The 20,821-nt window shown below is 43.7% G+C and carries 21 protein-coding genes; 19 read left to right on the top strand and 2 right to left on the bottom strand.

Going from position 1 to position 20,821, the window contains the following annotated elements; genetic code table 11:
* Positions 1 to 8 precede the first annotated feature (8 nt).
* The 5 genes from metF to BLT07_RS16690 all read left to right on the top strand — a co-directional run bounded on the left by metF (position 9) and on the right by BLT07_RS16690 (position 5,049).
* Positions 9 to 962, top strand: a complete 954-nt coding sequence (metF, locus tag BLT07_RS16710) for a methylenetetrahydrofolate reductase [NAD(P)H] (RefSeq protein ID WP_091871991.1) — start codon at positions 9 to 11, stop codon at positions 960 to 962.
* Positions 963 to 986: 24 nt separating this feature from the next.
* Positions 987 to 2,081, top strand: a complete 1,095-nt coding sequence (locus BLT07_RS16705; RefSeq protein ID WP_091871987.1) for an acyloxyacyl hydrolase — start codon at positions 987 to 989, stop codon at positions 2,079 to 2,081.
* A gap of 57 nt (positions 2,082 to 2,138) precedes the next feature.
* Positions 2,139 to 3,101: a head GIN domain-containing protein gene (locus BLT07_RS16700; protein WP_091872313.1), complete on the top strand. Its 963-nt coding sequence runs from the start codon at positions 2,139 to 2,141 to the stop codon at positions 3,099 to 3,101.
* A gap of 72 nt (positions 3,102 to 3,173) precedes the next feature.
* Positions 3,174 to 4,334: a serine hydrolase domain-containing protein gene (locus BLT07_RS16695; RefSeq protein WP_091871984.1), complete on the top strand. Its 1,161-nt coding sequence runs from the start codon at positions 3,174 to 3,176 to the stop codon at positions 4,332 to 4,334.
* Positions 4,335 to 4,581: 247 nt separating this feature from the next.
* Positions 4,582 to 5,049: a hypothetical protein gene (locus tag BLT07_RS16690; RefSeq protein WP_091871979.1), complete on the top strand. Its 468-nt coding sequence runs from the start codon at positions 4,582 to 4,584 to the stop codon at positions 5,047 to 5,049.
* Positions 5,050 to 5,301: 252 nt separating this feature from the next.
* Here the strand turns inward: BLT07_RS16690 and gldA are convergent, their stop codons facing one another.
* Complete coding sequence (gldA, locus tag BLT07_RS16685; RefSeq protein ID WP_091871976.1) at positions 5,302 to 6,195, bottom strand: gliding motility-associated ABC transporter ATP-binding subunit GldA; 894 nt, start codon at positions 6,193 to 6,195, stop codon at positions 5,302 to 5,304.
* Between the two features lie 480 nt (positions 6,196 to 6,675).
* Here gldA and BLT07_RS16680 point away from each other — a divergent pair, with 480 nt between their 5' ends.
* The 14 genes from BLT07_RS16680 (at position 6,676) to BLT07_RS16615 (ending at position 20,492) form a co-directional block, all read left to right on the top strand.
* Positions 6,676 to 7,503, top strand: a complete 828-nt coding sequence (locus tag BLT07_RS16680; RefSeq protein WP_091871973.1) for a prephenate dehydratase — start codon at positions 6,676 to 6,678, stop codon at positions 7,501 to 7,503.
* Complete coding sequence (locus tag BLT07_RS16675) at positions 7,500 to 8,657, top strand: pyridoxal phosphate-dependent aminotransferase (protein WP_091871970.1); 1,158 nt, start codon at positions 7,500 to 7,502, stop codon at positions 8,655 to 8,657. The genes BLT07_RS16680 and BLT07_RS16675 overlap by 4 nt, the downstream gene beginning before the upstream one ends.
* Before the next feature lie 69 nt (positions 8,658 to 8,726).
* Positions 8,727 to 9,584 carry a prephenate dehydrogenase gene (locus BLT07_RS16670; RefSeq protein ID WP_091871966.1) on the top strand — a complete coding sequence of 286 codons (858 nt, stop codon included), beginning with the start codon at positions 8,727 to 8,729 and terminating at the stop codon, positions 9,582 to 9,584.
* A gap of 108 nt (positions 9,585 to 9,692) precedes the next feature.
* A complete protein-coding gene (locus BLT07_RS16665; protein ID WP_091871963.1) occupies positions 9,693 to 10,775 on the top strand; it encodes a bifunctional 3-deoxy-7-phosphoheptulonate synthase/chorismate mutase type II in 1,083 nt (360 codons plus the stop codon).
* Positions 10,776 to 10,839: 64 nt separating this feature from the next.
* Positions 10,840 to 11,790 carry a ribosome small subunit-dependent GTPase A gene (rsgA, locus tag BLT07_RS16660; RefSeq protein WP_091871960.1) on the top strand — a complete coding sequence of 317 codons (951 nt, stop codon included), beginning with the start codon at positions 10,840 to 10,842 and terminating at the stop codon, positions 11,788 to 11,790.
* Positions 11,791 to 11,955: 165 nt separating this feature from the next.
* On the top strand, positions 11,956 to 12,408 hold the full coding sequence (gene dtd, locus BLT07_RS16655) for a D-aminoacyl-tRNA deacylase (RefSeq protein ID WP_091871955.1): 453 nt from the start codon (positions 11,956 to 11,958) through the stop codon (positions 12,406 to 12,408).
* Positions 12,408 to 12,734: a nucleotide pyrophosphohydrolase gene (locus BLT07_RS16650; RefSeq protein ID WP_091871951.1), complete on the top strand. Its 327-nt coding sequence runs from the start codon at positions 12,408 to 12,410 to the stop codon at positions 12,732 to 12,734. The genes dtd and BLT07_RS16650 overlap by 1 nt, the downstream gene beginning before the upstream one ends.
* A gap of 192 nt (positions 12,735 to 12,926) precedes the next feature.
* Positions 12,927 to 14,156 carry a 3-phosphoshikimate 1-carboxyvinyltransferase gene (locus BLT07_RS16645; protein WP_091872310.1) on the top strand — a complete coding sequence of 410 codons (1,230 nt, stop codon included), beginning with the start codon at positions 12,927 to 12,929 and terminating at the stop codon, positions 14,154 to 14,156.
* A 279-nt stretch (positions 14,157 to 14,435) separates the two neighbouring features.
* Positions 14,436 to 15,485, top strand: a complete 1,050-nt coding sequence (gene queA, locus BLT07_RS16640; protein ID WP_091872305.1) for a tRNA preQ1(34) S-adenosylmethionine ribosyltransferase-isomerase QueA — start codon at positions 14,436 to 14,438, stop codon at positions 15,483 to 15,485.
* 206 nt (positions 15,486 to 15,691) lie between these two features.
* The gene (gene rlmN / locus BLT07_RS16635) at positions 15,692 to 16,738 is read left to right on the top strand and encodes a dual-specificity RNA methyltransferase RlmN (RefSeq protein WP_091871946.1); all 1,047 of its coding nucleotides are present in this window, start codon (positions 15,692 to 15,694) and stop codon (positions 16,736 to 16,738) included.
* A gap of 145 nt (positions 16,739 to 16,883) precedes the next feature.
* Positions 16,884 to 17,861 carry a polyprenyl synthetase family protein gene (locus BLT07_RS16630; RefSeq protein WP_091871943.1) on the top strand — a complete coding sequence of 326 codons (978 nt, stop codon included), beginning with the start codon at positions 16,884 to 16,886 and terminating at the stop codon, positions 17,859 to 17,861.
* 94 nt (positions 17,862 to 17,955) lie between these two features.
* A complete protein-coding gene (locus BLT07_RS16625; RefSeq protein ID WP_091871940.1) occupies positions 17,956 to 18,519 on the top strand; it encodes an RNA polymerase sigma factor in 564 nt (187 codons plus the stop codon).
* Entirely contained in the window at positions 18,506 to 19,246 is a 741-nt protein-coding gene (locus BLT07_RS16620; protein ID WP_091871935.1) for a hypothetical protein, read from the top strand. Before BLT07_RS16625 ends, BLT07_RS16620 begins: the two co-directional genes overlap by 14 nt.
* A gap of 172 nt (positions 19,247 to 19,418) precedes the next feature.
* A complete protein-coding gene (locus BLT07_RS16615) occupies positions 19,419 to 20,492 on the top strand; it encodes a flagellar hook assembly protein FlgD (RefSeq protein WP_091871930.1) in 1,074 nt (357 codons plus the stop codon).
* Here BLT07_RS16615 and BLT07_RS16610 read toward each other — a convergent pair.
* Positions 20,489 to 20,734, bottom strand: coding sequence for a zinc-ribbon domain-containing protein (locus BLT07_RS16610; RefSeq protein ID WP_091871926.1), 246 nt, complete (start codon positions 20,732 to 20,734; stop codon positions 20,489 to 20,491). The two genes, BLT07_RS16615 and BLT07_RS16610, sit on opposite strands and share 4 nt — an antisense overlap.
* Positions 20,735 to 20,821 lie beyond the last annotated feature (87 nt).

The raw sequence follows: 20,821 nt of genomic DNA, 5'->3' as shown, positions 1-20,821 counted from the left end.
CAGCAAACATGAAAGTAACCGATCATATAAAAAACGCCAAAGGAGAGACCTTATTTTCTTTCGAGATCATTCCGCCTGTAAAAGGCCATAGAATTCAGGAACTTTACGATAACATTGATCCTTTAATGGAGTTCAAACCGCCGTTTATCGATGTGACCACTTCCCGAGAAGAATATGTCTATATCGATCGCGACGGACTTCTGGACAAAAAATTGACCCGTATGCGCCCCGGCACGGTAGGTATCTGCGCCTCCATACGTCACAAATACGATGTCGATACCGTGCCACATTTGCTCTGCGGGGGGTTTTCGAAAGAAGAAACCGAATATGTGCTGGTCGATTGCCATTATCTCGGCATCGACAACGTGATGGCTTTGCGGGGCGATGCCATGAAAGATGAAAAATATTTTAAGCCGGCAGAAGGCGGGCATGAATATGCTACGGGACTCGTGAAGCAATTGCACGATTTGAACTGCGGTACTTACTTACACGACACGGTCGAGACAGAACATTGTGCGGATTTCTGTATCGGGGTGGCGGGTTATCCCGAGAAACATCTGGAAGCACCCTCCCTACAATCGGACTTAAAACGCTTAAAGGAAAAAGTCGACGCCGGGGCCCACTATGTGGTCACCCAAATGTTCTTCGACAACCAAAAATATTTTGAGTTCGTCGATGCCGCCAAAGCAATGGGCATCAACGTACCAATCATTCCCGGTATCAAACCCATCGCCGTAAAACGCCATTTGCAGTTGCTGCCCCAGGTATTCCGTATCGATATTCCTCAAGACTTGATAGACGCTGTGGATGCCTGTAAAGATAACAAGGCCGTACGCCAAGTAGGGGTGGAGTGGTGTATCGAGCAATCCAAAGAACTTAAAGCGGCGGGTGTTCCCGTACTGCATTATTACTCCATGGGAAAATCGGATAACATAAAAGCTATTGCCGAGAAGGTGTTTTAAAATTCGTACCTATATTTGCGCCCCATGAGCCAACGGGTATTTCTCTTGTTTTTGTTTGTTGCAGGATGTTGTTTCGCCCAAGAGGGTGCAACGAAAAATAACTACAGCTTCGATGCCAACACCTTTTATGGTTCGATATATTTACACAATCCAGATATCTCCCATTTAATTACCGCGCATCCTGCAGGATTGATTCTGGGATACAGCCGAAAAACCTATGGCCGGGAAGATTGGCAACAAGGCTATAACTATCCCGATTTAGGAGCATCCTTTATCTATCAGGATATGGTCAACCCTACTTTGGGAAAAAATTATAGCCTGTACGCTCATTTCAATTTTTATTTTTTTAAGCGGAATCTCCAGTTCCGTATAGGACAGGGAATTGCCTACACCACAAATCCCTACGACCGAAATACTAATTTTCGTAACAACGCCTATGGATCTCGCTTTTTGAGTTCCTCCTTTATGATGTTCAATTACCACAAAGAAAATATCTATAAAAATTTGGGTTTTAAGACGGGTATTTCCATCATACATTATTCCAATGCCAACGTGAAGGCTCCCAATACCTCGACCAATACGATTGCTTTTAATGCGGGATTGGTTTATACTTTAGAGCAGGCTGAAACCGAATACATCCGAAAAGAAAAAGTGAAGATTACAGAACCCATCAAATATAATCTGGTCTTTAGGGGCGGGGCCAACGAAAGTGACAATATCGGGCACGGGCAGTACCCCTTCTTTATTTTTTCAGGGTACGCCGACAAACGTCTGGGCAGAAAAAGCGCCGTTCAAGCAGGTGCAGATGTGTTTTTCAGTAATTTCCTTAAAGAATTAATCGAATTTCAATCCATAGCATTCCCAGAAAACAACATCGCCGCCGGTACCGATTACAAAAGAGTCGGACTTTTTGTTGGCCACGAGCTGTTTATAAACAAGCTATCCATAATAACCCAATTGGGGTACTACGTATACTATCCATTTGATTTTGAGGGACGGGTGTACAATCGGCTCGGTTTAAAGCGCTATTTTGGGGATAGGGTGTTCGGTGTCATCAGCCTTAAATCGCACGGTGCCGCCGCGGAAGCCGTGGAATTTGGAATTGGTGTACGCTTATAATGATTAGAATGGGAAGGAAAGGGGTGCAAACGGAAAGGAGTTAAAGAACCAATGGGAATGAAAATCGGGATTTTACGTAGGGGGAGAAATACATCCCCGCTTGAGGGCTCACCGACTAGGAAGGCACGACTTATAGGTTGGCAGAGGGGGGTATCGGTCAAAGGTGTTGCAACGTTGAAAAAGAACAACAATCCCGAGAATTCGGTAGCTTCCCTCAATGGTCATGTCGAAATAAATAAAAGGAACTACCAAAGTTCGTTTTTCCCGGGGTACAGAAACCACGTCTATATAATTTTTATACTTTTATTCGCGAGCTGCAACACCGAAAATGCGCCCGATTGCTTACAAAATTCGGGAAATCTTATCCGTGAGGAAGTCGCTCTATCCGAGTTTACGAAAATCACCGTCTTCGAAAATGTAGCCTTGGTATTAAAACAAGGCGGCGTACAGAAGGTCGAGATAGCCACGGGAGAATATCTGCGTGATGAAGTATCCGCAACCGTAGAAGGTGATCGTTTGTTGATAAAAGATACCAATGACTGCAATTACTTTCGCGAATATGGTTTGACCACTGTTTATATCACTTCCCCGAATATCACTGAAATTCGTAGTAGTACGGGTCAGTTGATTAAAAGCGATGGCGTGTTGGCCTATGCGAACTTGACTTTGTTGTCCGAAAGTTTTAACAATCCGGAATCCGAAACAACGGATGGGGAGTTCGATTTGGAGGTAGACACTCAAAATTTGGGCGTCGTGGTCAACGGTATCGCCTATTTTCAATTGAAAGGAAAGACCGAGAACCTCCGGTTGACCATTGCTGCGGGGGATTCGCGTATCGAAGCGGGGAATTTAACGGCCCAGAGCGTTAGCCTGAACCACCGGGGGGCGAATGATATGTTCGTAAATCCACAACGCAATATCAGCGGCACCATACGGGGTACCGGTGATGTTATCAGTTCGAATCGACCCGATACCGTGGCGGTCGAGGCGCTATATAAAGGGCGGTTAATTTTTAGGTGAGATTCAATACTATATTACAGATTGCCGCGCGAACGACGCCTTAATGCCGTTTAACTGGCAATTTCAGATGCAATGAACCCTATTAAAAATTATCTTAAAAGCATTTTTGCCCAACAGCGCGTCATTGGTAATGATCCGACTTTGAAGGGCTTGGTCAAAGCGGACACGGTTCTAAATAATTTAATAAACGAGAAAAGAGTACCTGGTTTTTCAATTACGGTTTTAAAGGAAGGAAAAACCCTGCTGCAAAAAGGCTACGGCTATGCCGATTTGGAAAGGAAAATTCCCGTTGATGCCGCAAAAACAATATTCCGTATCGCAAGCGTATCCAAGCCCATTGCTGCTACGGCTTTGGCCTGTATGGTCTTCGACGGTAGTATTGATTTAGATATTTCCTTCTACGAATATGTACCCTATTATCCCAAGAAAAAATGGGATTTCACCATCCGACAACTGGCGAGCCATACCGCAGGCATCCGCGGTTATAAGGGTGTCGAATATGGCTTGAACCGTCCCTACACCATCAAGGAAAGTATCGCTATTTTTAAGGATGACGACCTGATTTTTGAGCCGGGCAGGGGCTATTTCTATAACAGCTTTGATTGGGTATTGGTTTCGCTGGCCATGCAAGAGGCAAGCGGTATACCGTTCGAAGAATATGTACGGCAAAAAGTTTTGCATCCGTTGGAATTGGAAAATACGTTCGCAGAATGTCATCCCAATAGCACTCGAGGTTTTGGGGAGGCGCCTCGTGACGAGGAGTCGACAGCATTTTTTAGCGGACAAAACAGGCAAGACCAGACAAAATTCTACTCCAAAAACCGTCTAGGCTTCCGAACTGCCATCCCCGTAAACAACTTTTACAAATTGGCGGGCGGAGGCTATCTCTCCACATCCGCGGACATCGCTAAATTGGGACAGGCATATTTAGATGGGACAATCCTACCCGAAGACATACGCTCGCAGTTCTTGACCTCCCAGACCGTGAAGGGTAAACCCATTTACTACGGCCTGGGCTGGCAAGTTAGCGCAGATACCAAGGGAAGACCATATTATGGACACGTCGGAAGTGGTGTAGGGGGCTATTCCAACTTTTTCGTATATCCTGAAGAGAGGATGGTTTTTGCCATTTTGGTGAATTGTACGGATCCGAAGGTTCAGGGAGAATTAGATGATGTGGTAGACGCTTTATTAACCACTACAAAATTACAGACGGATAGGATAAATTCTTAATTCCCAATCCGACATCTCGGGTCAGGTCAATCTGAGACATACTGCATCCGCAGAGCAGAAAATATACTTGACCAAACGCGACGGTGACCCTAAAGTTGAACTTGATGGATTAATCTTCAAATTGTTCGTCCTTACAAAAGCTGCGGTTTGATGTGTCGAAAACCATTTGAAATAAAATACGTTTCGAAAAAGTCAAAGTTGTCTAAGGTTTTTAGTACTTTCGTTCAACGAAATATAAATCATTGTTATGAAAACATTAAAAACAATTTTGGCTCTGGGCATAATCGCCATATTCTCTACGAACCTTTCCGCTCAAGAAATTACTGTCTTCCCCGGCTCTTGGGGCGAGCAGTTCTATCAAGATAAGGCTAAACTGAGTTGGAAAGAAGTCAACAAGATTATGATGGAAAGCCAAGTCGCCGAGGCGAACTGGCAAAAATCGAAAAAACTGGCATTGGGAGGTCTGGGCTTCGGATTGGCCAATTTGGGTTCTACAATTTGGCTCGTAAGCAATTTGGATCAGAACAAGCCTCTGACAGGCCCTATTATCGCCGCCGCCGGCACCGGACTTGTAGGGATGATATTTTTTAAAGCCTCATCCGATAAGAAACGGATGGCCATTTTAGATTACAACGATAGCGTTGGTAATGGCACTTCATTTCACCTAGTCCCTGTTAGCAATCAAAACGGTACAGGGTTGGCGTTGAAGTTTTAATGGTGTAGATTTTAGGAAACAAAATTTTTAGGGGAAGCAGTTTCTTAGGTATGAACTCATTTAGAGGCATTGTCTGGAACCGAGAATATCGGCTTTTGAGGTCAGATGAAGTCACTTTTTAGCAGGTTAGCGGGGCTACGGTTTCCAAAAATGAGGAAATAGGGCCTCCAAATCTGCTATTCGTAGGTAAAAGAAACAGTCAAAATGAGTTCTATTTGTATTTTTCAAAAGTACTTCTTTTCCCCTAATTTTTCACCCGGTCAACTCTGTAAACAAACTCTCCAAATTCCTATTTTTCCGGCTGAGCTGTAAGGTCTTGAGTTGGTTGTCGTGGGCAAAATCGAAAACTGCAGGTCGCATATCCTTTGAAGTGTCAAAGGTAATTTCATAAAGGAATCCAACAAGGTTTTTTACGCGCGTAACATGGGGTAGCTGGTTTAAAAAAGCTTCCTCTATCCGGTAATCGAATTCCACCTCGATAATCTGTTCTTCATCGTTGCGCAGGTCGGAAAGTTTCTTGTCCGCTACCAAAATGCCTTTGTTAATAATCAGCACCCGGTCACAAACGGCTTCCACTTCTTTCATGATGTGAGTCGAAAGTAGGATGGTCTTTTCTTTACCGATTCCGCGGATTAGTTTTCTGATTTCCAACAATTGGTTAGGATCGAGTCCCGTTGTAGGTTCATCGAGGATCAAGACTTCGGGGTCGTGCAACAGCGCTGCTGCCAATCCGACGCGTTGGCGATATCCTTTGGAAAGCTGTCCTATTTTTTTATGGTCTTCAGAGGTGAGTCCCGTTTGTTCGATGACCTCTGCAATCCGGTTTTTATCGGTTTTATACACTTCGGCATTAAATGCCAAATATTCTTTTACATACATATCCAAATACAATGGATTGTGTTCGGGCAGGTATCCGATACTTTTTTGAACGCTCTTTCTTTCGGTAACAACGTCAAAAGAATTGACCTTGGCCTCGCCTTCATCCGCTGGGTGATAGGTGGTCAGAATTTTCATCATAGTAGACTTGCCCGCCCCGTTCGGCCCTAAAAAACCTACTATCTCTCCTTTTTTTAATTCAAAGGAGATATGGTCAAGTACTTTTTGATTGTGGAAGGATTTGGTGATGTTTTTGACGGTTATGGACATAGCTATCTAACTTGACGTTTGATTTTTTGGATGGCAAGTTCCGCTACCTTCATTTCGCAATTGTCTAGAGTGATTCGAGTTCAAAAAGTGCATGCACTTTCGATTTGATTGATTTTAAAATGTTGAAGTATAGCTGCCATAGTTCAAAGTTAAGGTATTTGTCTTACCCAATTAATAACGCCAAAAATTAAAAAAATAGTTCGAAAGGATTTGATTTATAATTAAAATTATTACTTTAGCCAAAGTTTAAGTGTACCATGTCGAAACAATATTTCTATAACGGTTTCTTTTTTTACTTCTTTTTTAAAAGAGAAGCGGGGCTGTTGTGATATATTTGAACATATAGACAAATGAAGTCCCGCCGAAAGCGGGACTTTTTTTTGAACGAAATCCAAAATACATGTGCGAAAACAAAATTTAATTTTTCGCTAAGCGTAGCATACAAACGTCCCGTTTTCTGAAGGGAGCGGTGAAAAAACAATGAAAAGAAGAATAGCCATACAGGGAATTAAAGGTTCTAACCATCATCAGGTGGTTCGAGAATTTTTTGGAGATGATACCGAGCTGGTCGAGAGCATGTCTTTCGATTACCTGGTCGATCGATTGTTGGACAAAACTGCCGATATGGGCGTAATGGCCATTGAGAACTCGATTGCTGGCTCCATTATTCCCAACTATGCATTGGTGTACCACAACAATTTGCATATTATAGGAGAACATTATTTGAACATCAATCATAACCTGATGGTGCTGAAGGGACGAAAGATTGGCGATATCGAAGAGGTACGTTCGCATCCTATGGCCTTATTGCAGTGCAAGGAGTTTTTCCGGGATTATCCTCACATAAAATTAGTCGAGGATGTAGATACCGCTGAAACTGCAAAGCGCATCCAAGAGCAGCAATTGAAGCATATTGCGGCAATCGCACCCGAAGTAGCGGCCGATCTTTACGATTTGGACATCGTAGCGGAACGGATTCAGACGATTAAAAACAATGCAACCCGATTTATCATTGTCAGTACAAAAAACAAGGTAATTCCCAAGAAGGAAATCAATAAGGCTTCCGTGCGTTTCGTGACCGACCATAAACGCGGCAGTTTGGCTGCCGTGCTCAATGTAATGAGCGATTGTAATCTGAACCTGACCAAGATACAGTCCCTTCCGATTATCGAGACCCCATGGAAATATGCCTTTTTCGTCGATGTTACTTTCGAGGGATATACCCATTTTGAGAAGGCAAAAGCCTTGTTGGACATCATGTCGGAAGACTTTAAGGTTTTGGGGGAATATAAAAATGTAAGGATATGACAGCTTCTAAAATACGAACGGCGGATAGGTTACAGACCGTTGAGGAATACTACTTCTCAAAAAAGTTGCGGGAAGTTCGCGGCCTTATGGCCAAAGGTCGGCCAATCATAAACATGGGCATAGGAAGCCCCGATCTGGCGCCGTCGAAAGCGATTTTAGAAAGTATTCAGAACGCCGTATTAGATGCTGGGGCGCACCAGTATCAAAGCTATCAGGGACTTCCCGAATTGCGGGAAGCCATTTCCGGATTCTATAGGGATAAGTTTGGTGTCCATGCCGATCCAACGAACGAAATACTGCCGCTAATGGGTTCTAAGGAAGGCATCATGCACATTAGCTTGGCCTTTCTCAACCCTGGGGATGAGGCACTGATTCCGAATCCGGGCTATCCTACGTATACCTCGGTCACGAAGTTGGTGGGGGCGGTACCTAAATATTATGACTTATCCGAGGAAAACGGATGGTTTCCCGATTTGAAAATTTTACAGCAACACGATTTGTCCAAAGTAAAGCTAATGTGGGTCAGCTATCCGCATATGCCGACCGGAGCAACGGCCGATGCGAAACAATTTGAAGACTTAGTGGCCTTTGCCAAGCGGAATTCCATTTTGCTGGTCAACGATAATCCCTATAGTTTTGTGCAGAATGAAACGCCGATGAGTATTCTGTCGGTAGATGGCGCAAAGGAGGTCGCCTTGGAACTCAATTCCCTAAGCAAGACCTTCAACATGGCCGGATGGCGGGTCGGCATGGTTCTCGGCAACGCCGAACACCTCGATGCCGTTTTGAAAGTGAAGAGTAATATGGATTCAGGAATGTTCTACGGCATTCAGAAAGGGGCGATTACCGCCTTGAATAGTGCTGAGGCTTGGTTCGATGGATTGAATACAGTCTATAGAAAGAGAAGGGATTTGATTTTTGAACTGGCCGACAAGCTACAATGCACTTACGATAAAGAAGCGGTCGGAATGTTCGTTTGGGCCAAGTTGCCCGAAGGAAGTAAATCTTCAGAAGCATTCATCGATGAGGTATTATACGAAAAGCATATTTTCATTGCGCCCGGAACGATTTTCGGAAGCAATGGCGAGGGCTATATCCGGTTTTCGCTTTGTGTTACCGAGGATAAGATTCGGGAGGCCATAGCGAGATTTTGAGCAAAAACGAATCATAAGTAGGTAACCTTTCACCCTGAGCGCAATCGAAGGGTCAAAAATCTATAAAAAATGAAAATTTTCATTATCGGTATCGGCTTGATCGGGGGTTCTTTCGCAAAGGATATCAAACGCTTACGTCCGGAAGCTAAGATTTATGGGATAGATGCCAATCCGGCGCATGAGGAGGAGGCTTTGACTTTGGGCATTATCGATGTTAAATCGAGCTATGACGAACTCGATATCGCCGATATGGTAATCGTAATGGTTCCCGTGGATGCCATGGTCGTGGAGCTTCCCAAAATATTGGATGCCGTGAACGACGATTGTGTGGTCTTCGATGGTGGCTCTACCAAAGGTCTGGTCTGTAAAACGGTAGCGGATCATCCTAAAAGAAGAAACTATTTGTCCGCACATCCTATTGCCGGAACGGAATTTTCCGGACCATCCGCAGCCATCGAAAATTTATACGCCGGAAAGACGAATATCATCTGCGAAGTAGAAAAAACAGCCTTTAAACTGCAGGAAAAAGCTTTGGATCTCTTTCACGAGATGGGTATGCGCATTTGTTATATGAATCCAGAAGCGCATGACAAGCATATTGCCTATGTGTCGCATTTGTCACACATCAGTTCTTTTATGTTGGGAAAGACCGTAATTGAAAAAGAGAAGAACGAACGCGATATTTTTGACATGGCGGGCAGTGGTTTTGAGAGCACCGTACGCCTGGCCAAAAGCTCGCCCGCCATGTGGACGCCTATTTTTAAGCACAACAAGGATAATGTTTTGGATACGCTAAATGAATACATTCAAAACCTCCAAGAATTCAAACAATTGCTAGAAAATGATGATTATGAGGGTATTTACAACGAAATGAACGACACCAACCGAATCAAGGAAATTTTGAAAGGGATACCTTTGAATAAGTGAAATTAAGATTTAAAAAGTGACTCTCAAAGTATAAGCGAGGCACGAGCGATCCTTGTAGGTCTACTTCGAAAGTTTACAATAAATTACGAAAATTAAACAGTAAAGAAAATGGAAAACAAAAAAGAAATGAGATCGTGGTTAGACGATATGAACCTAGATCATCCACTGGTAATCGCAGGGCCTTGCAGTGCGGAGACCGAAGAACAGGTAATGGGAATCGCCAATAGCCTCAAAGACACCGATGTCAACTACTACCGCGCCGGTATTTGGAAACCCCGTACCCGCCCCGGAAATTTTGAGGGCGTTGGTGCATTGGGTCTCAAATGGCTACAAAAGGTCAAAAAGGAAACAGGAATGAAAACGGCGACCGAAGTCGCCAATCGCGCCCATGTTGAGCTGGCGCTGGAACACGATATCGATCTGTTATGGATCGGGGCACGGTCAACGGTGAGTCCGTTTATCGTTCAGGAAATTGCAGACGCTTTAGAAGGCACGGATAAGGTGGTATTGGTCAAAAATCCCGTAAACCCTGATCTTTCCTTGTGGTTGGGGGCGGTCGAACGTTTGCACACCGCGAATATCAAAAAGTTAGGGGTTATCCATCGCGGGTTTTCAACCTACGAGAAATCGAAATACAGAAACATTCCCGAATGGCAATTGGCCATTGATCTGCAGACCCGTTTCCCCGATTTGCCCATTATTAACGACCCGTCGCATATCACTGGAAAGCGAGACATGATCTTCGATGTTTCCCAAACGGCTTTAGACCTGAATTTCGATGGTCTGATGATAGAAACCCACCAAGATCCCGACAATGCCTGGAGCGATGCCGCCCAGCAAGTGACTCCCGATCGTTTACAACAGATTATGCGTGACTTGCGAATTCGAAAAGAAAGTTCGCCTGAGGCGGAATACAATACCAAATTAAGCAACCTACGGGCGCAGATAGATGTACTGGATAATCAGATCATCGAAACCATGGGGAAACGTATGAAGATTTCCGACGGTATCGGAGCCTTGAAAAAGAAAAGAAACGTAGCCGTCTTGCAATCCACCCGTTGGAACGAGATTTTGGGCGCAATGATTTTGGAAGGCGAAACCAAGGGGTTGAGCGAAGAATTTATTTTGAAACTCTTCAAGGCCATTCACCAAGAATCGATCAATCATCAGGAGAAGGTGATCAACGGCTAATGGAAAAAATGGCTTTACTGCCGTTAGGCGTACAAAGCGTAGTTATGTTTGATAGGATATTGGCATGAAAGGAACCGTCTATAAATCCACTGGAAGTTGGTATAGTGTAAAGGCCGAAAACGGTAGGTTTGTCGAATGCCGAATCAAGGGCAAGTTCCGTATACAGGGCATCAAAAGCACCAATCCGATTGCCGTTGGCGATGTGGTTCGGTTCGAGATCGAGCAATTGGGCGACGATGAGGTAGGTACGATTTCAGCTATCGAAGACCGAAAGAACTATATTATTCGAAAATCGGTCAACCTTTCGAAACAGACCCACATCATTGCCGCTAATCTCGATCAAGTGTTTCTATTGGTGACGCTTAACAATCCGACCACTTACACACTTTTCATCGATCGCTTTTTGGCGACTGCCGAGGCTTACGATATTCCTGTAGTTCTACTCTTCAACAAAATCGATACATACAATGAAGAAGAACTGGGCGAGATTAAATTTTTGGCCGCCCTGTATCGCGAGGTTGGCCATACGTGTATTGGAATATCGGCCCTGACAGGTAAAAATATTGAAAAAGTCAGGGGGTTGATGAAGGAAAATACCAGCATGTTCGCAGGGCATTCAGGAGCTGGAAAATCTACCTTGGTCAATGCTCTGGAATCCGGTTTGGACCTGAAAACAGCCGCCATTTCAGAGCAACATTTGCAAGGGCAGCATACTACGACGTTTGCCGAAATGTACGATCTCAGTTTCGGAGGTCGTATCATCGACACCCCTGGTATCAAAGGTTTTGGTGTTGTGGATATGGAAAAGGAAGAAATAGGGGACTATTTTCCAGAGTTCTTCGCCATTAAGGACGGTTGTAAATTCAACAATTGCCTGCATTTGAACGAACCGCAATGCGCCGTCAAGGATGCCTTGGAAAATGAGAAGGTCTCGTGGAGCCGATACCGCAGCTATGTGCAAATGGTAACGGGGGAGGATGAGAATTATAGGATCGACATTCATGGGCAGAAGTGATTATTGGTCGAATGACCGATGACTAAGGCCCGATGACTTAAAAAGATGTTTTATGGAGAAATCGATTCCCGATAATTAATACTAAGTAACGCTTGCAGGTTACGTGTTTATCATAATTTGTAGGATATAAATGACGGGGATATTTTCAAATACCGAATTTACCAGATGAAAGCTGTAATCCAAAGAGTATCACGGGCAAGTGTCACGGTGGATGGCAAAATTATTTCGAAAATAGAGTCCGGGCTTTTAATTCTATTGGGTATCGAGGATGCAGATGCCAATGCCGATATCGAATGGCTGTCCCGAAAAATTGTCAACCTGCGAATTTTCAACGATGCCGACGGAGTGATGAACAAATCACTTTTAGAAATTGATGGTAATGCCATTATAGTAAGCCAGTTTACGTTACATGCCTCTACCAAAAAGGGCAATCGGCCATCGTATATCAAAGCAGCCAAACCCGATGTGGCAATACCCCTCTACGAAAATTTTATCCGAAAAATAGAGAAGGATTTGAACAAAAAAGTAGGCACCGGAATTTTCGGGGCCGATATGAAGGTTGATCTGTTGAACGACGGTCCCGTTACCATTATAATCGATACCAAGAACAAGGAATAATGAGCATAACAAAGGCACAACAAGAGGTAGATAGCTGGATCAAAGCACACGGCGTTCGCTATTTCAATGAACTCACCAATATGGCACAGCTTACCGAAGAGGTGGGGGAGGTAGCACGCATCATTGCCCGCCGGTATGGGGAACAGAGCGAAAAGGAATCCGATAAAGACAAAGACTTGGGCGAAGAACTGGCCGATGTCCTCTTTGTCGTACTGTGCCTTGCCAATCAAACGGGAGTTGATTTGCAGGAAGCCTTCGATAAAAAATTGAAGCTAAAAGCAAAACGTGACCACGACCGGCACCAGAATAATGAAAAGTTGAAATAAGCTTGTTAGCATGCTTACTATTTTAGACGTTACTTTATGGAATGAAATTTTAGCGCCCCGTGAGCATTCTTGGCGAACTTGATTTTTAAATTTATCGCAAAGACGTGAAGAAAGTGCAGAGTTCACAAAATGTATTTGTTAACTTCTCGAATAGTACTGTTACAGAATACAATAATCAAAGAAATCAAGACCTTGAAACTACATCTTTCCAAGCACCCCAATAACCATATCACTGCAAGCATTCAAATCACCGGCTCTAAAAGCGAGTCCAATCGCTCGTTGTTGCTCCGTGCCCTATATCCTGAAATTAGCATAGAAAACCTATCCAATTCCGATGATGCACAAGTTATGGAAAAGGGGTTGCAGGTTGAAAATGGAGTAGTGGACATTCACCACGCCGGCACCGCCATGCGGTTTTTAACCGGGTATTTTGCATCCCAAGAAGGCAAAGAAGTTACGCTGACTGGCTCGCAACGCATGACCGAGCGTCCCGTAAAAGTTTTGGTGGAGGCCTTACGAAGTTTAGGTGCGGATATTGCCTACGAAAAAAACGAAGGCTATCCCCCGATACGTATAAAGGGAAAAAAACTAGTTAAAAATCGGGTCAGCCTTCCGGCCAATATCAGCAGCCAATACATTTCATCCTTATTGTTGATTGCGCCAAGTCTTGAAAACGGACTTGAACTCGAGCTTATCGGAAAAATAACCTCCGTACCCTACATAAAAATGACCTTAGGGTTGTTGTCCCAGATCGGGGTAGCAAGTACCTTCGAGGACAATATCATCACAGTATCCCCGAAGGCGAAGGTGGCGCCGACCGTTTTGACCGTAGAATCGGATTGGAGTTCTGCATCCTATTATTACAGTATTGTAGCCTTAAGCGATGTGGGTAGTGAAATTAAACTTTCCGCCTATAAAAAAGATAGTCTGCAAGGCGACGGCGTTCTTTCCGATATTTACACGGATTTTGGCGTAGAGACTTCCTTCTCAAATAATTACATCCTATTAAAAAAAACCGCCGACTGTGAATTGACTACGGTAAACTGTGACCTGGCCAATGCCCCGGATATCGCGCAAACCATTGCGGTCACTTGTTTCGGCTTGGGAATCGGTTGTCACCTTACAGGACTTCACACCCTAAAAATTAAGGAAACCGATAGGCTAGAGGCCCTTCATACCGAACTCACCAAATTGGGCGCCGATATTTCGGTCACGGATAAAGCGTTGACACTCCGCCCGTCGACCAGTATAAAAAAAGACGTGGCCATAGATACATACAACGACCACAGAATGGCAATGGCGTTTGCACCCTTGGCCCTAAAAACATGTTTAGTCATCAACGATGCCGAGGTAGTGTCCAAATCTTATCCTGATTTTTGGAAAGATCTCAAAAGCCTTCTATTTGATGTAAATGAAATCTAAAAGAGATTTTTATTTGGAATATCAGCATTATCAGCATCCATTATCCATTACATCATTTCTGGGTTTATTATCATCTGTCAATAAACCTTGGGTCGATAAATTATAGGACTTGAAGTTCCTTGTAACGGACCATTTCCAATAGAACCATAATATATTCATCCTTTTACTTGACATCCCCTATCTGCGGGTCGTATATTTGCAGCCGCAAAAAATAGTACGCAAACATCATATATCCAAGAAATACGAACTATGCCTATAAAACCGAATAAGTACCAGAAGATGAAATTATCGCATTTCAATTTTGAATTGCCCGATAATTTGCTGGCCGAATATCCCGCTGAGAACCGGGACGAATCAAAACTGATGGTCGTTCATCGGGAAACCGGAAAAATCGAGCATAAAATGTTCAAGGACATGATCGATTATTTTGAAGAAGACGACGTGATGGTCTTGAACAATACCAAAGTGTTCCCGGCGCGTTTGTATGGTAATAAAGAAAAGACCGGAGCGAGGATCGAGGTATTCTTATTGCGTGAACTCAACGAAGAGCAGCGCCTTTGGGATGTTCTGGTCGATCCAGCCCGGAAAATCCGTATCGGAAACAAGCTGTATTTCGGTGACGATGAAGATCTGGTGGCAGAGGTTATCGACAATACCACTTCAAGAGGGAGAACCTTACGTTTTCTTTACGATGGGTCGTATATTGACTTTAGAAGAAAATTACGTGACTTGGGCCAAACACCACTTCCGAAATATATTAAAAGGGATGTTGAGCCTGAAGATGAGACACGGTACCAAACCATTTATGCCAAGCATGAAGGGGCCGTTGCAGCACCTACAGCCGGACTCCATTTTTCAAAGCACCTATTGAAACGTTTGGAAATCAAGGGTATCGATTTTGCCGAGGTCACTTTGCATGTAGGTCTGGGTACTTTCAACCCCGTTGAGGTCGAAGATTTGTCAAAACATAAAATGGATAGCGAGGAGCTCATTATCGACGAAAAAGCGACCGATATCGTGAACAGGGCGAAAGCTAAAAAGAAAAGAATATGTGCCATAGGTACTACCGCCATGCGTGGACTGGAAAGTGCCGTTTCTTCGGATCATTTACTGAATACACATGACGGTTGGACCAACAAATTCATCTTTCCGCCCTACGAGTTCAGTATTGCCGACGCAATGGTTACCAACTTTCATTTGCCTAAATCGACACTTTTAATGATGGTATCGGCCTTCATGGGGCACGACCTGATGAAAAGAGCCTATAAAGAAGCTATTTTAGAGCAGTATAAATTCTATTCGTACGGTGATGCGATGTTAATTATCTAAATTATTTTCTTGTCACTCCCGCTTAAGCGAGAATATCAATCCCGCTACTAATTCTCATTGAAACGATGCCAGTAGTCCTTTGGTATTTCTTTTTCGATTATTGAGTGTAGTCGAGGTCGAGGCAAGAAAATCGCAAATACTTTTAAAATCCCGTTTTAACCATAAAAATGGTAAACGGGATTTTTTGATTCTCTATCTTTGAAAATATGGTGAACCAAACCAAAAAAAAAGACATCCGGGCCCTTACCAAAGAACAGCTTCGCGATTTCTTTGTATCAGAGGGCGATATGGCCTTTCGGGGCACTCAGGTATATGAATGGCTCTGGCAGAAATCCGCACACTCGTTCGAAGGCATGACCAATCTTTCGAAAGATACACGGGATATGCTCGATGCCAATTTTGTCATCAACCATATCAAGGTCGATCAGATGCAGCGCAGTAATGACGGCACTATAAAAAATGCAGTTCGCCTACATGATGATCTGATTGTGGAGTCCGTACTTATTCCCACGAAAACGAGAACAACGGCCTGTGTTTCGAGCCAAGTAGGCTGTAGTTTAGATTGCCTTTTCTGCGCCACCTCCCGATTGAAACGCATGCGGAACCTAAATCCCGATGAAATTTATGATCAAGTGGTCGCCATCGATAACGAAAGTCGGCTATACTTCGACCGACCCTTAAGCAATATTGTTTTTATGGGAATGGGCGAGCCTCTGATGAACTACAACAACGTATTAAAGGCCATCGATAAAATCACCTCGCCAGAAGGATTGGGCATGTCGCCCAAGCGCATCACGGTTTCCACGAGCGGGGTGCCCAAGATGATAAAAAAAATGGCGGATGACCAGGTGAAGTTCAAGCTGGCGGTCTCCTTGCATTCCGCCATCGATGAAATCCGTACCTCTATAATGCCCTTTAACGCTACCTTCACGCTGGCCGACCTGCGTGAAGCCCTGGAACACTGGTATACTAAAACCCAAAGTCGAATTACATACGAGTACGTGGTATGGCAGGGCATCAACGATACGCAAAACGATGTGGATGCCTTGGTCGAATTCTGCAAGTTCGCGCCTTCGAAGGTGAATTTGATAGAATACAATCCCATCGACGATGGGGAATTTCGCCAAGCAACTAATAAGGCCTTGGATATGTATGTAAATACGTTAGAGCGCAACGGTATCATCGTGACGGTTCGCCGTTCAAGGGGAAAGGATATCGATGCGGCTTGCGGGCAATTGGCGAATAAAAAGTAGGCAGTAGTTGTTGCGGTATGCAATTTTCAACTTCATCGCTTTTACCCTGTATTTAAAACTACAACTTTCGTATTTCGAACCTCGTATCTTTTTATCCCTGCATTTTCCCTATTTTTAGAAATTTGAATCAGATAGACCTTAACACTTGAAAATAGTATCCCAGATAAAGCAGCCTGTCGAGCAGGAGATGGAACTTTTCGAAACGAAGTTCAGGGATGCTATGTCGTCTCAAGTGGCACTATTAAATCGGATTACCTACTACATCGTGAACCGTAAGGGCAAGCAAATGCGCCCTATGTTCGTTTTTTTGACCGCTAAATTGTTGAACGATGGGGCGGTCAACGAGCGCACGTATCGCGGGGCATCGGTCATCGAACTGATTCACACCGCAACTTTGGTCCATGACGATGTGGTTGACGAAAGTAATAAACGCCGTGGTTTCTTCTCCATCAATGCCCTCTGGAAAAACAAAATTGCTGTCTTGGTGGGGGATTATCTACTGTCGAAGGGACTATTGTTATCCATCGACAATGCGGATTTCGATTTACTGCGCATTATATCAGTGGCCGTTCGTGAAATGAGCGAGGGCGAGCTGCTACAGATTGAAAAGGCCAGGCGTTTGGATATCACCGAAGAAGTCTATTACGACATTATTCGCCAAAAAACGGCCACCTTGATCGCTGCTTGCTGTAGCCTCGGCGCCTGTTCCGTAAAACCGGAATCTCCCGATGTGGAAACCTTCCGCAAATTTGGGGAACTCTGCGGAATGGCCTTTCAAATCAAGGACGACCTGTTCGATTATGGTGCCAAAAAGATTGGAAAGCCCACCGGTATTGATATTAAAGAGCAGAAAATGACCCTTCCGTTAATTTATGTGCTGAACAACTGCTCTGCATCCGAAAAAAAGTGGCTTATCAATTCCGTAAAGAATCATAATAAGGACAAAAAACGGGTAAAGGAAGTCATCACATTCGTCCGTGATCACGGTGGATTGGATTATGCGGTGCAGAAAATGCTAACCTTTAAGGAAGAAGCATTGGCGTTATTGGCTGCTTATCCACCTTCTGAATACAAAAGCGCCTTGGAATTGATGGTCAGCTATGTAGTTGATCGGAAGAAATAAGGTCAATATCCTGTAAAATAATAAAAAGCCAACCTTCTAGGCAACTATTTCATATCTCGCCGCGTCTATACAAATAGGAGACAACTAAAGAGCTTTGAAAATCATACCCTTCTACAAAACCGAAAAGCAGCTGATCAAAAAATCGGCCTCCGGTAATCGGGATGCGCAGCGGCGTTTATACGAAAAGTATGCACCAAAAATGCTGGGCGTATGTAGACGGTATATCAAAGATTTACATTTTGCCGAAGACGTCATGGTATCGGGTTTTGTAAAAGTCTTTAAAAACCTAAAAGCCTTCCGGCATGAGGGCAGTTTCGAGGGATGGATACGGCAAATCATGGTTCGGGAAAGTATTTCGCATTTACGCAAAAACCAGTTCGTAGTGTACGACGAAACGGTGATGGAACAGGCACATCCGCAAACCCCGATGGATTCGTTCGATTGGGACACGGAGCACATTCAATCCCTGATCGATTCCCTTCCGGATGGATATCGCGCCGTTTTTGTGCTACATGCCATAGAAGGGTACAAACATCAAGAAATCGCGGAAATGCTGGATATCTCGGAAAGCACCTCAAAATCGCAGTTGTTCAAGGCGCGACGGGTGTTACAGGAGAAATTAAAGCAACAAAATAGGATAGGATATGGGACGGAATAAATTTGAAAAACAGTTAAAAGAGCAGTTGCAGAAACGGGAGATAAAGCCTTCCAAGGCGGCTTGGGATAGAATTTCGCAGCAATTGGAAGATTCCGGGAAAGCGAAATCCATTCCATTTCGATGGTATGGCATTGCCGCCGGATTTATCGGGATTTTGTTCGTTGCTGTCCTCTATTTTACACGGGACGAAACAACTAGTATTCCGGAAACCGAAATAACCAATTCTAAAATGGATGCTGTTCCAGTAACTACAAACCCCGAGATGAACGAGGTGGAAAAAGCAAAGGCAAATCCGGTAGTCGTAGAAAGCCAAGTTCAGGAAGAAAAGTCCATCCCAAATACTAGCAAAGGCAATGCGAATAAACGCATGGAGGATGCTTTGGCCAGTTCAAAGGCAGAGGAAACAAAAATGGAAAAAGTAGTTGTTCGATTTAACACGTCCGAAGCACTTATAGAAACCAAGATAGCCGAAGTTGTCGCACAAGTCGAGCAATTGGAAACGGAGAACAGTACCGTAACCGATGCAGAAATTGATTCTCTTTTACGGGGCGCGCAACGGCAAATATTGAAAGATAAAATTTTTAGAAGTGACAAATCGGTAGACGCCATGGCACTTTTGGCAGATGTAGAAAACGAAATTGACCGCTCGTTCCGAGATCAGATTTTTGACGCCTTGAAAGACGGTTTCTTAAAAATCAGAACTGCCGTCGCAGACCGCAATCAATAATCCAAAATCGGAAATCATCCCATTTTTCCCGGTGCAATCCACGAAAGGGCGCAGGGAGGAGTTTATTCATCAATCAATCATTACCGTTCATCATCAATCATTAATCAAGTCCAATAAGAACTCCTCCCCATTCGAGGGAGGCTGGGTGGGGGACTTTCAAAATCAAAAAGTCATGAGAACTAGTATCACGTATTTAGTATTTGTATTCGTTTCATTGTTTTCACAACAACTTCTGGCACAAGACGACGAGACCTTAAAATACAAGGTAGAGCAGTTAGAGCGCAAAAAGGAGACCGTTGCCCATGTCGAACGCGAAGCCCTGAAAAACGAGGTGGAAATGATAAATAAACGTCTTGACAACGGTGAAATATCCAAAGAAAAATCACAGGAACTCAAAACGGAGGCGGCCAAAAAACGAGCCAAAAATATCGGGAACAAAGTAGCCATTTTAGAGAATACCATTGAATTGGTAAAACGAAAGGGAGCTGTAGACCTGAATACCGACATCAATAGTATTGAAATCGGTTTTGGTGCCGATGACAGTGAGGGTGACGTACTTTTCGGAATCAAATACAATTTGGGAAACCAGAAAAAGGAAATCTATGATCGACGGACCTACGGGGATCCCATTATCGCCTTTGGCCTGAACAATGCCATTATTGAAGGGCAATCCCTTAACGACTCGCCCTATAAAATTGGCGGTAGCCGGTTTTTTGAAATAGGATGGGCCTGGAATACCAGGATATTCAAAAATTCCAATGCCTTGCGACTGCATTATGGGGCATCATTTCAGTTCAACGGGTTAAAACCGCAAGGAAATCAATACTTTGTAGTCAATGATGGCCAACCCGAACTCGAGGAATTTGCGTTCGACCTTAAAAAATCAAAACTCCGCATGGATAATCTGGTCTTCCCGGTACATTTTGAATTTGGCCCCTCAAAACTAAGACAAAACGATGATACTATCCGCTATTTTATCGATAACCAGTTCCGTTTCGGTATCGGAGCCTATGGCGGATTTAACTTGGGCACACGCCAAAAGTTGAAGTATGAAATCGATGGCGACAACGTTAAAGATAAACTGAAACGGGATTACAATACCACTAATTTGGTCTATGGTCTGAGTGCCTATGCGGGATTCGATAGTATTCTATTGTATGTGAAATACGACCTGAACCCCATTTTTCAAGACGCTACGGTCGAACAACACAACATTTCCTTGGGGTTAAGGTTCGATCTTAATTAATGTGCCTCAATAGCTTTTTGCATCGGCTCGGTAAAATCTTCTTGATAATAAACCCGCTTACAATGTGAACATTCAGAAACGGTATTCGAGGATATTCGAAATAGTTTAATCCAGAATAGGTGAAACCAAATAGTGGTTTTTGATACGGTCAGTGTGCCTACTTGTTCACAAAAGGGGCAAGAGCAACCGTAAAGCTGCTCGATTTCTGTTTTGCCGGAACGGGTGCCTAAGAAGAGAATCATCGTGTTCTAATTTAAATAAAAACTATTACAAATACTTGTTAAACTAATATTAAAGAAGATGAATGTCTTTTTACATGCATGCGTATG

Source organism: Pricia antarctica, assembly GCF_900101815.1.
Taxonomy (GTDB): domain Bacteria; phylum Bacteroidota; class Bacteroidia; order Flavobacteriales; family Flavobacteriaceae; genus Pricia; species Pricia antarctica.
The sequence above is the reverse complement of the archived record's forward strand: the minus strand, read 5'-3'. Positions and strand labels throughout refer to the sequence as shown.